General features: G+C 44.1%; 10 protein-coding genes. 2 read left to right on the forward strand and 8 right to left on the reverse strand.

What is annotated here, in order from left to right:
* Positions 1-54: 54 nt before the first annotated feature.
* Positions 55-495: an RNA-binding S4 domain-containing protein gene (locus tag OCU56_RS14675; RefSeq protein WP_261875467.1), complete on the reverse strand. Its 441-nt coding sequence runs from the start codon at positions 493-495 to the stop codon at positions 55-57.
* Between the two features lie 58 nt (positions 496-553).
* Positions 554-1165, reverse strand: coding sequence for a glutathione S-transferase (locus OCU56_RS14680; RefSeq protein WP_261875468.1), 612 nt, complete (start codon positions 1163-1165; stop codon positions 554-556).
* A 204-nt stretch (positions 1166-1369) separates the two neighbouring features.
* Between OCU56_RS14680 and OCU56_RS14685 the strand changes: the two genes are divergently transcribed.
* A complete protein-coding gene (locus OCU56_RS14685; protein WP_261875469.1) occupies positions 1370-2377 on the forward strand; it encodes a DUF4382 domain-containing protein in 1008 nt (335 codons plus the stop codon).
* A 75-nt stretch (positions 2378-2452) separates the two neighbouring features.
* Here OCU56_RS14685 and OCU56_RS14690 read toward each other — a convergent pair whose 3' ends face one another.
* The 3 genes from OCU56_RS14690 to OCU56_RS14700 form a co-directional block, all read right to left on the reverse strand.
* Positions 2453-3883, reverse strand: coding sequence for a coniferyl aldehyde dehydrogenase (locus tag OCU56_RS14690; RefSeq protein ID WP_261875470.1), 1431 nt, complete (start codon positions 3881-3883; stop codon positions 2453-2455).
* A gap of 215 nt (positions 3884-4098) precedes the next feature.
* On the reverse strand, positions 4099-5697 hold the full coding sequence (locus OCU56_RS14695) for an isocitrate lyase (RefSeq protein ID WP_261875471.1): 1599 nt from the start codon (positions 5695-5697) through the stop codon (positions 4099-4101).
* Between the two features lie 67 nt (positions 5698-5764).
* A complete protein-coding gene (locus tag OCU56_RS14700; RefSeq protein ID WP_261875472.1) occupies positions 5765-7933 on the reverse strand; it encodes a malate synthase G in 2169 nt (722 codons plus the stop codon).
* Between the two features lie 207 nt (positions 7934-8140).
* Between OCU56_RS14700 and OCU56_RS14705 the strand changes: the two genes are divergently transcribed.
* On the forward strand, positions 8141-9697 hold the full coding sequence (locus tag OCU56_RS14705; protein WP_261875473.1) for a DUF3612 domain-containing protein: 1557 nt from the start codon (positions 8141-8143) through the stop codon (positions 9695-9697).
* A 270-nt stretch (positions 9698-9967) separates the two neighbouring features.
* Here OCU56_RS14705 and OCU56_RS14710 read toward each other — a convergent pair whose 3' ends face one another.
* The 3 genes from OCU56_RS14710 to OCU56_RS14720 form a co-directional block, all read right to left on the reverse strand.
* Entirely contained in the window at positions 9968-10411 is a 444-nt protein-coding gene (locus tag OCU56_RS14710) for a pentapeptide repeat-containing protein (RefSeq protein ID WP_261875474.1), read from the reverse strand.
* A 68-nt stretch (positions 10412-10479) separates the two neighbouring features.
* Positions 10480-10872, reverse strand: a complete 393-nt coding sequence (locus tag OCU56_RS14715; RefSeq protein ID WP_261875475.1) for an ArsR/SmtB family transcription factor — start codon at positions 10870-10872, stop codon at positions 10480-10482.
* A gap of 76 nt (positions 10873-10948) precedes the next feature.
* On the reverse strand, positions 10949-11872 hold the full coding sequence (locus OCU56_RS14720) for a permease (RefSeq protein WP_261875476.1): 924 nt from the start codon (positions 11870-11872) through the stop codon (positions 10949-10951).
* Positions 11873-12015: the final 143 nt, after the last annotated feature.

Here is a 12015-nt window from a genome sequence, read left to right on the forward strand (position 1 = left end):
AATACAAAAAAGGCCCTGCTATAAGTAGCTGGGCCTTTTTTTATCTTGCTCTGATCAGAAGAAATCAATAGATTTACGACCCGTTCTTGGGCTGACAGATGTATCGTCATCCTCTGCAGAAGAAGCCGTGGTCTCCTGAGTGGGCGACTCAAACTGTTGGGCATCCACATATTCTAGTGGCTCATCATAACCTTGATCACCAGCATCGTAGTTGTTATCTACGTACTCCACCTCAGGAGCATCAGCTGGATCTACATAGATAACCAAATAGAACTCTTCATCAAACTGAACTAAATCACCGTCCACCAGCTTACGACGTTTACGTGTTTCTATTTCACCGTTGACCGCCACAAAACCTTGACTGATGGCTTGTTTCGCTTCACCACCACCACCGACAGCATCGGCAATTTTCAATACTTTATACAGCTCTACCGGTTGAGTCGAGACTTCAACGCCAATGGCTTCAATTTCGATTTCTTCTTCTAAATGGTCCACACTATTTCCAACATGTCGTGTTACGAGTCACTCTCGCATTCTGCGTCCATTCTAACTGCTATTGGAACTCAGGCATAGCGGCAAGTTTAGTATGCCAAACGTGAATGTGTGAATACCCTCCCTCTATATCTACCTTAAACGCACCTTTCATTAAGTTGATGAACAAAAAGCCCGTAATATCAGCAACAGACAAAATACCCCCAGCAATATAGCTTGAGTGGCTTAGACGATTGTCCAATTTATCAAGAAAAGCGATGGCGCGACTTTTTGACTCTTCTCCCCATTCACTGACACAGTGTTCTCTGTCGGAGTAAAAACCCGTGATATTTCTGAAGGCTTGGAAACCCGCAATCAAACCTTGAAACTCCACGATACGATGCCACATTTCTACCTGTGCACTCTCCAAACCCGGACGGCCAAAAAGATGCATATTATTGGGCACACTGTGCTCAAAATAACGGCAAATAGCCGTAGATTCACTGATATAAGTACCGTCGTCTAATTCAAGCAATGGCACGGTACCACTGGCACTTTTACTTTGAAATTCAGGGGTTATATTCTCGCCACCTTTAAGATCAACGGCAACTCTTGTTACGTCAGTTCCGAGAAATTTGAGAAAAATGGAAACGCGTCTACAACTTGGTGTCGCGGCCGATTCATATAACTTCATTAATTATTCCCTTATAAAAACAATTGGATACACAAAATAAAATAGGCGTTTGTACCATATAAAAATGGCTTACAAAGAGTCTAGCCTAGATTTTTATTTATGCTGACTCATTTATAAACCTTGACACATTACTGACACTCACCACAATGCAACCATTAGCATATTTCAGCTACACTTATTCTATTCCCATGTATGGACACTAGTATGAAATGGCTTAAACCCCTAGCACTGAGCATCGCCCTCATCACCACGCTTTATGGCTGTGGTGGCGACGATAATTCAACCAGTAATACCCCAACTCATTTTAGCCTTGCCGTATCCGATGCGGCTATCGATGATGTTGCTTCTGTAACTGTGTTTTATCCACGGGCAGTCTTATTGCCGGTAGGCTCGGGAGACCCCATTGAATTGACGTTAAATTTTGCGCAAGGGCAGCAAAGTATTGCGGTGGATTTATTGGACTATCAAGGGAGCAAAGTCGCGCCTCTTGTAACAGATCAACTAGTACCAGCAGGTGATTACAAGCTGTGCTTATTTACTTTAGATGGTGAAGAGCAAAATAGTGCCCTCTCCCACGTCATCATTGGTGATGACGCACAATCAGGACACCTTGCGCCATTGCAGGTGCAAGGTGATGGTGCCTGCCCACAAGGTGTTGGCAAAGAGGCGGATGCTGGGGTACTTTATTTCAACAAAACCTTTTCACTTAACAACGGCAATAACCACTTTGTGGCGGAATTTGACTTAAGAAAAGGATTAAAAGAGCCCACAGGACAAGATGCTCACTATACGATTCAAAGAACCTCCGTTCAGTTGGTCAATCATGTTGAAGCCGGTCATATTAAAGGCGTCGTCAGCCAAGACGTTATTGCCAATTGCGCCTCTGGAGATAGCGACAACACAGTCAATGGGATTTATGTCTATAGCGGCACAGTAACACAAGCCAACATGCTCGGCTTTAATGGCACCCCATTAGACAACCAAGTTCTGCCCACAACCTCGGCAACGGTGACATACAATGAGCAGTCAGGTTTATTCGAATACGAGGTAGGCTTCTTAGGCGAAGGGGCCTATTCCCTTGGCTACACCTGCTCTGCCAATAAAGACACCTTACCATCCATAGACGAATTTACTATTTATCAGCAGGCAGATGAAGCAGTAAGGGTGACGGCCAATGCGACTGTCACCGTCAACTTCAATGAACCAATGTAGGCAGTAAGGTAAAAAAGCGGATACGCAGACTTGCCATTCCGCTTTGTAAGCCTCACCCTAACCCCTAACTGACAACTAGCGAACAAAGATTTTTTTCATTACCGACAACACTCGTGGCCGCTGTTGCATTATGATTTTCGATCTCATTAACCAACTTGGCGTATGCAATACCGTTCTTGCATGGCTGAATGTTCTAAAACCCTCTTCACCATGATAATGACCCACTCCAGAGTGGCCAATGCCGCCAAATGGTGCATCATCTGCTGCTACATGAAACAGAGTATCATTAATTGCCACTCCACCTGAGTGCGTGTGACTGATCACATACTCAATAGTTTGCTTGTCGTCACTCATGATATATAAGGCTAAAGGCCGTTGACGATCGTTAATAAATTCAACCGCATTATCAATGGTTTGATAAGTAATTATGGGCAAAATAGGGCCAAATATTTCCTCTTTCATCACCTCTAAATCCGCATCTGGATTGATGATCAAATGGGGTAGTAATTGGTTATTTGTTGCCTCGCTTTGTGGTTCAGCGACAGGAATCACACGCACAGAGGGCTTTGCCTTAGCTTGCTCTAAGTACCCTTGCAGACGTTGATATTGGCGCGAGTTTATAATGTGGCTAAATTGCGTCATATCCTCAGCAAAATAACGATGAAACCGTTGGATAAATAATTCAGCAAATTCATCCACTCGATCCTGTTCAATTAATACATAATCTGGGGCCACGCAAATCTGTCCGGCATTAATGCACTTGCCAAGTAGCACCGCATCAATAATTTTATCGAGTGATGCATCCGGCGCTATCACCACCGGGGATTTGCCCCCTAACTCAAGGGTTACGGGTGTCAAATTTTTCGCCGCCGCTTGCGCGACCATGCGCCCCACTGACGTAGAACCGGTAAACAACATATGATCAAAAGGCAATGCGCTGAAACGAGCTGCCATATCTGCGCTCCCTTGCACCACTATCACCTCCTCATCCACAACTGAAAATATTTTTTCAATCACTTGGTTCGTTTGCGGAGTGAACTCACTCAACTTGAGCATCACTTTGTTACCTGCGGCTATAGCCGAAACCACAGGAGGAAGACTTAACATCACTGGAAAGTTCCAAGGGGATATCACGCCCACCACGCCCACAGCTTGGTATTGCACGCGCACTTTAGACGGGGTTAACAGTAGTCCTGAATGCCGCTTGGAGGGGCTCATCCATTGCGATAAATGTTTGAGCGTATATTTAATATGGTTCAGAGTGGGAATAATATCAGACAATACCGAATCAAATTCTGAACGGTAGCCAAAGTCTTTGCACAGAGCGGCCACCAGCGCTTTTTGATGGTCAAGTAGTGATTGTTTTATCAATAATAAACGCTGTTTTCTTTGCGCTAAAGTGGGATTTCTATTTGCCGAATAACGGGTTTTCAGCGTCTGTAGCTGCACCTTGATATCGTGACTTTGACTCAGAGAATTGTCTGGAACCAAATTAAGGTGACCCATACGCATGTTCCTTTTTCTATTAATAGTAATTCAAATGTTACTTATATTTTAAAAATTGTAGGTGACTAGGATCATTACTCCTATCCTTTACTCTTATAAACCTCCACTTTAACCAAGCAACCATCAGGAATGTGAATCAGCCCCTCTTTCAATAAGCAAAAAAGGCCACAACCTAAGTTGCGACCTTTCATCATCAAACATGCCTTAACGCTATTTTAGGCAAATTGATTCATGGTGTTATTTTCACCGGAGGCTTTCAGCGCCTGATCCCCAGAGAAATATTCCTTATGATCATCACCAATATTGGAGCCGGACATATCTTGGTGTTTCACCGAAGCCAATCCTTGACGAATTTCCTTACGTTGCACCCCTTTGACGTATGCCAACATGCCCATCTCACCAAAGTAATCTTTGGCTAAGTTATCGGTAGATAGAGCCGCGGTATGATACGTTGGCAAGGTGATTAAGTGGTGGAATATTCCCGCATCACGGGCCGCATCTTGTTGGAAGTTTTGGATTTTTATATCCGCTTCTCGCGCCAGTTCCGACTCATCATAAACACTGTTCATCAGTTTCTCACGCTCATAAGCGGCCACGTCTTTCCCTTGCTCTTTCCACATATCAAACACTTGCTGACGGAAGTTAAGGGTCCAGTTAAACGATGGACTGTTGTTATAAACCAGCTTCGCATTGGGGATCACTTCGCGAATTCGGTTCACCATACCGGCAATTTGCTGTACGTGAGGCTTCTCTGTCTCAATCCATAACAAGTCAGCGCCATTTTGCAAAGAGGTAATGCAATCGAGCACCACGCGATCTTCCCCTGTATTTGGTTTAAAGCGTACTAGGCCGTTAGGTAAACGCGTCGGTTTAATGTATTTTTCCCCTTGCTTGATGACCATCTCACCGCAACCAAGCTCTTCGAGTTTTGTAATTTCTTCCCCATCAATAAACGAATTGTACACGTCCGCTAAATCACCTTCTGTTTGACTTACCGGTATTTTTTGTGTCAAACCTGCGCCTAATGAATCGGTACGCGCAACAATCACTCCATCGTCCACGCCGAGCTCAAGAAAGGCATAGCGTACCGCGTTGATCTTCGCTAAAAAGTCCTCATGGGGTACGGTTACCTTGCCGTCTTGGTGGCCACACTGTTTAGCATCGGAGACTTGGTTTTCTATTTGAATACAGCAGGCCCCTGCCTCTATCATTTTCTTAGCTAAAAGATAGGTGGCTTCTTCATTGCCAAAGCCGGCATCAATGTCGGCCACGATAGGCACAACATGAGTTTCGAAATTATCAATTTGATTTTGTACCGATTGAGCCGTGACAGCGTCACCTGAAGTACGTGCTTGATCAAGGCTTTTATAAAGATGGTTTAACTCACGAGCATCCGCTTGTTTTAAAAAGGTATACAGCTCTTCAATCAACATTGGCACCGAGGTTTTCTCATGCATAGATTGATCAGGAAGTGGCCCGAGCTCTGAACGCATTGCCGCCACCATCCAGCCAGAAAGATACAGATAACGACCGCGTGTCGTAGCAAAATGTTTCTTCACTGAAATCATTTTTTGTTGACCAATAAATCCATGCCAACAGCCGAGAGATTGGGTGTAATTGGCATTGTTTTCATCATAGGCCTGCATATCTTCACGCATAATTTTTGCCGTGAAACGAGCAATATCTAAGCCACAATTAAAACGGTTTTGCAGCTTCATGCGCGCCACATATTCCGGGTTAATGGCTGCCCATGTTTGACCTTGCTGCTCAATCGTTCCCTTAGCGGTTTCAATGACTGATTTGTAATTATCCATAATGTTCTCTCTCCGTTGTATCTGTTTTAATTCAATGGTGTTCAGGTAAAAGTCTTGGGGTGTCTTGTTATTGTTTTACTTGCAATCTGTATTGGTGCAATAGCGGCTCCGTATAACCATTAGGCTGTTGCGCCCCTTCAAAAATCAATGCCTTAGCGCATTGAAATGCCCTACTGGTGGCGGTATTAGGTGTCATTGGGTAGTAACCAAACGTCCCCTCATTTTGCTCATCGACGGTGCTGGCCATCTGCTCCAGCACTTGGCACACTTGCTCTGCGGTGCAGATGTTGTGCTTAAGCCAATTGGCGATATGTTGACTTGATATACGCAAGGTGGCTCGGTCTTCCATCAGCGCGGTATTGTTGATATCCGGTACTTTCGAGCAACCAACGCCCATTTCAACCCAACGCACCACATAGCCTAAAATGCCTTGAATATTGTTTTCTAGCTCGCGAATAATGTCCTGCTCTGTCAGTTGATTTTCTTGAGCCATCAATGGAATGGTCAACATACCGTCTTTATAATCTTCACTATTGGCGGAGAGGCGTTGTTGCTGTTGTTTCACATCGATTTCTAAGTAATGTAAAGCATGCAAGGTGGCCGCTGTCGGTGAGGGTACCCAAGCGGTGGTCGCGCCGGCTTCAAGGTGCGCGGTTTTTTGCTCCATCATTTTCGCCATTTCATCAGGCATCGCCCACATACCTTTACCGATTTGTGCTTTACCAGAAAAACCACTGTTTAAGCCAATAGAGACGTTGTTCTTTTCATAAGCATCAATCCATGTTTGATGTTTAAGCTCTTGTTTCGCAAGGAAAGGCCCCGCTTGCATACTGGTATGGATCTCATCTCCTGTGCGGTCTAAAAAGCCTGTATTAATAAAAAACACTCGAGATTTAGCCACTCGAATACACTCTTTTAAGTTGAGTGAAGTGCGTCGCTCTTCATCCATGATGCCAATTTTGATGGTGTTGGGTTCAAGACCTAACATGCGCTCTACGCGGTCAAATAGCTCACAAGAGAACGCCACTTCTACGGGGCCGTGCATCTTAGGTTTCACAATATAGATGCTACCGGTACGGCTGTTTTTCATGCGGCATAACTCGGGGTTTTTAATCTCGATAGCAGCAATTAAAGCGGTGACTACCGCATCAATAATGCCCTCTGGTGCTTGCTCGCCATTGTCCAACATCATCAATTCGCTCGTCATCAAGTGACCCACATTTCGAATCAACAATAGAGAGCGGCCATGTACGTTATAATCTTCACCACTGCGACCGGTATAGGTTTTATCCCCTTCTAAACGGCGGATTTGCGTGAGACCATTTTTTTCAAAAGAGGCATGCAGTGAACCGGTAATCAAACCTAACCAGTTGCGATACGCGTCAATTTTGTCTTCGCCATCTACAGCCGCAATGGAGTCTTCTAGATCCATAATGGTGGACAGTGCCGACTCAATATTAATATCGTCTATATGAGCTAAATCATGCTTACCGATTTTTCCTTGACGATTAATAATAATCTCAACATGTAAGCCATTGTTTTTTAGTAAAATCGAGGTCGGTTCGCGCTCAGGATCGCTGGCTGCGACAAACTGACAAGGACGCTTCAAACCTGTGTGTGTGCCGTCAGGGAAGTGCGCCAGTAGGCCATTAAAATACACGGTGTAACTCTCTACATCGTGATGAGAACCTTGATCGAGTGGGAACACGCGATCTAAAAAGTCTTTGGCGTAAGCAATCACATGTTTGCCTCGCGCTGGGTTGTATTTCTTACCCGCTTTCATGCCCGGTTCCGTTTGTGCAATCACATCGGAGCCATATAAAGCATCATATAAACTTCCCCAACGAGCATTGGCAGCATTTAAAGCAAATCGAGCATTCTTGATTGGCACAACCAACTGCGGGCCCGCCAATGTCGCTATCTCTTGATCAACATTGCAGGTTTCAATACAAAAGTCCGGCCCCTCTTGTTGCAAGTAACCAATTTGGCTTAAAAAGGCACGATACTGCTGGGCATTAAATGAGCGGTTATTGGCATGAAATTCATTGATCTTCTCTTGCATTTCACCACGCTCAGCCAATAAATCTTGGTTGATGGGGGTAAGTTCACTGACTAATTGCGTAAAATCATTCCAAAATTGGTTCACATCTAAACCAACCAGTGGCAGCACTTCAGTATTGATAAACTGGCAAAAACTTTGTTGTATTTGGCATTGCTTAGTCATTGGTACATTCATGGCATTATTCCTCGTGCTGGTCTTTTGTCACTGCTATTGAAGTGCTCATTAGCTGGTTGTTACTTATCGCTTTATCGCGTGCCCACTTAGCAAAGAAAAAAGCGCATTCTGTTACCGCTATCGAATTTCTTCTCTCTACATTTTTACTTTAACTAAAATTTAACTAAAATTTCACAAATAGAATTACACAGTGTAAATTTTACAAATATGAAGACACAAACTCGCTTATTTCGACAGTCGCATTTTCTGGGTACAAAAATCCGCAATTTGCGCAAACGTAATCACCTCACTCTTGAGGATCTTTCGTCGCGCTGCGTGAAGCTTGATGCAGAATCAGCCCCGTCTGTGTCTTATTTATCTATGATTGAACGAGGCAAACGCGTCCCCAGTGAGGACATGCTTGAAGTGATTGCCAGTGTCTTTCAAAAACCGGTTAATTGGTTTTTAGACGATAGCAATGAACAAAATGAACTGGTGCCAGACAAAGGCACTCGCGGTGGGATCACCGGCATGGCACTTGAACCTAGTTTTTTGTTTTCTAAAGAAATATTACAAATTGCCATTCCCGAAATGCTCGCTCAAACAGGCACGACAGGACGCCAGTTTGCGCATTTACTGATCCGCGCCCATCAAGAGCACCATCAAAATCATTTTCCCGATTTAGAGCGCGCGGCAGAAGAAATTGGTCAAAAAAGAATGCCCCTTGCGGTGGATGATCTGTTAGAGATCTGCTCCGATATTGGTCTAAAAGTAAAATGGTTCAAAGCACTGCCGCAAAGCGTCACCGAAGACAATGGGCAAGAAAAACAGCGCGTAGTGCGCTCCTATTTCAAAGCCCCTAACCAATTACACATCAACAGTATTTTGAAAAAAGACCCTAAGCGTCTTAAATATGATCTGGCGGTGAATATTGGTCATATGGTGCTTCATCACGGGGATGGTGAAAAAAGTAACTTGATGTCTGACAGTAAACCCAGTTACGGGGTGCGTGATGAGAATTTAGACGCGGGATCAGCGGAGTTGGATTCCACAAAAATATTGCATGCATGGCGCGATTTTGAATGTTCTTTTTTTGCTGGTGCACTACTGTGCCCTAAAGTGCCATTTAGACAGTTGTTAGACCGCAGTGGATACGATATTAGCGTATGTAAATTAGCCGGCGTGTCAGAATCTATCGCTATGCGCCGTATGACGGCCGTCTCACCTTACCCTCACTGGCACTATTTTGATGCGTATCATCCAGGAACGTTAAAAGCCGTATATAGAGGCAACGGCATCCCTTTGCCTTGGGGCAACATGAAAATGGTGGAAGATCCGTGTCAGCATTGGTCCGTGTTTCGCATGACGACCAAAGACAAAGACTTTAATGTCAGCGTTGCGCAAATTTCCATTTTGCTACAAAACGATGTACCACACATCTACTGCTGTGAATCGGTAAAAGTAAAAGATTTTGCGGGTAACTCGCATGTTTTATGCAGTGGTGTTGACCTTAATCCAGCCATTCAAGCGCAAGGATTTGACGCCATAGATGTGGCGCAAAGGCTTAAGCAGTCCTGTATTCACAACGGTGGCACGGGACCTATCCCCAAAGATATTAAAGAGCTACTTCTTACGGTGGGACGCATCTTAAATATTAACTGGATTAAAAGAGGCATGGATAACAGCGCAAGGCTAATTTGCTCCAGAGGCTCGGTATGCCCTCGCCAGCCACAGTGCAAAAGACAGTCTGATAAAGACGAGGATGTCGCCAATACATTGTCATAACAGAAGGTATCGATGCCATCAGTAATGGCACTCTATGGCTTGAGGTTCAAATACGTGGCCAAGATTGACTCTGTAACCTCTAAGCTACAGCGTCATGAACAAGGCCATTTGCAGGTTTGATGCGACTATACGTATTGTGCTTTTCTAACAGGGGATCGTTTTTATCTATAGTGTTCCATGCTGTTATTTACCATGGGTGGCCATATTCTTTGTAAAAACCCATTAATTACGCCTCGGCCTGCTAATTTCCATCTTTTTAAATGAACGACTTCATGTGGAAATACACTGCTGACTTGGATTCCGTAGCTTGATAATGGTGTTGCTAGTATCAACACGGTTGATTGCGCTATCGCTCAGATTAGCGTGACTAAAATCAGTTCGAAATAGATCCGCACCATACAAATCAATGTCTAGCATTTGCGCGTGGCTCATGTTTGCGTTTCGTAAATCTGCATCGCGGAACGTTGCCTTGTTCAGGTTCGCATGGCTAAAATTGGCGTAAGTGATGTCAGCCTCATCCATGTTTGTCCCCGATAGATCTGCGCCACTAAAGTTGGTTCGGGTTAGGTTGGCACAACGCAGATCAAGGTTTTGAAGTGCTAAGTGACTTAGGTCGGCATTACGCAATTGTGCACGCAGGCCACCTTGGTTTGTCAGCCAAAGTTTATGTTGTTCGAGAATATAATTAAGTTCTTGCTGAGTGTAAGTATTCATAGTTCACACCACCATGTTCGACATGGGATAGCGGGAGTATCCCTTTATTGCATCTTATTTGTTAAGAGCTAGCTAATTTTGCTATGCCATATCTCGCTGTCTGGACCAATGACACATTCGCCATCAACTCGCATTGATAAACGGATCAGGCAGCGTTTGACGACTTCTTTGAAATCGTCTTCGGGTAAATATCTCACTGAGTCGACCAAGGCTTTGCAGTGCGGAGTGGTTTGATCTTTTAAGGTGTAGAACACCCACTTGCCTTTCTTTTCATGGTTCAGCAGGCCGGCTTTGTAGAGCATTTTAAGATTACGAGACACGTTGTATTGAGTTTCACCAATGATGTCCATTGCTTCAGCCACCGCCATGCATTCATCCACATGCAGGAACAACCAGAACAATCGTAGTCGATTTGGTTCTGATAAGGCTTTTAGTGAATCAATATATTTTTCATCCATCATGGTTTTACCCTTTCAACTGAGTCACGCTACTCACTATGAGCGACGCGAAGTTTTATACTATCCTGAGCAACCGAATTTACACAACATATTTGAAGATAGAGCCACCAATGATGGCTGTCGTTAAGACGATTCCTACAAACACGATTACGGCTTTTCTTTTTAAGACTGCTGATACTAGCGCGATTTCAGGCAAACTGGCACCTGTTCCACCAATAATTAAGGCTAATGCGGCACCTAAGCCCATTCCTTTTGCAATTAATACGTTAAGTAGCGGAATCGCCATCTCGATACGTAAGTAAAGCGGGATACCAATGAATGAAGCGACCACAATAGATTGGAAGCTATCGCCACCCACATATTTCTCTACCAAGTCCGCTGGCAGGTATACCGCTGAAAACCCACTGATCACGGCACCCAATAGTACATAAGGGATGATTCGCTTAAACAAAGACCAAGCTCCGCCCATTGCATTACGCATTCTTGATTCTGATGAGGGGGTTGTGCCACAAGTGTTGGTTGTGCTTTTACTTGAGCAACTTTTACCTTTAGTGCCTTCAAGTTCAGCACCACGTTTAATCTCGTTTCTCCAAGGTGACTTCGAAATCAAGTAACCACCCAGCACTGCAGCTGTAAATGTCACTAAGAAGTACACCACTGTGATCTTCAACCCGAATGCCGCATACACCATCGCTAATACGATGAAATTACACAGTGGTGCCGAAATGATGAAGCTCATTACAGTTCCTAATGATGTCCCCATTGAAGCCATTGCCATAGTCACAGGAATCACGGATGCGCTACAAAATGGGGTTAGCATTCCGAACAAAGCACCTAATAAGGTTCCCCATTTATCATGTTTGGTCAGCGTCGCTTGGAGTTTATCTTGAGGGATATACTCTCGTACGATACCCGTCAATACCGACACTATAGCGATGATAACGACCAGCCCTTTGGCCACATGAAAGAACTCATTTAACGCAATAACTAATTTAGCATCCACAATTGTAATCTCTAGTAAATGGAAAGATGCGTCATAATATACATACATGCACAATCGTGCAAGTATGTATATTTAGTTTGAGCATTATCAGTGTGTTTTTGGTCTTAGGATTTTGTCGAAAAAACAGCCTTCATAATTAATAA

Source organism: Vibrio rarus (genome assembly GCF_024347075.1).
In the GTDB taxonomy this organism is placed as follows: Bacteria; Pseudomonadota; Gammaproteobacteria; order Enterobacterales; family Vibrionaceae; genus Vibrio; species Vibrio rarus.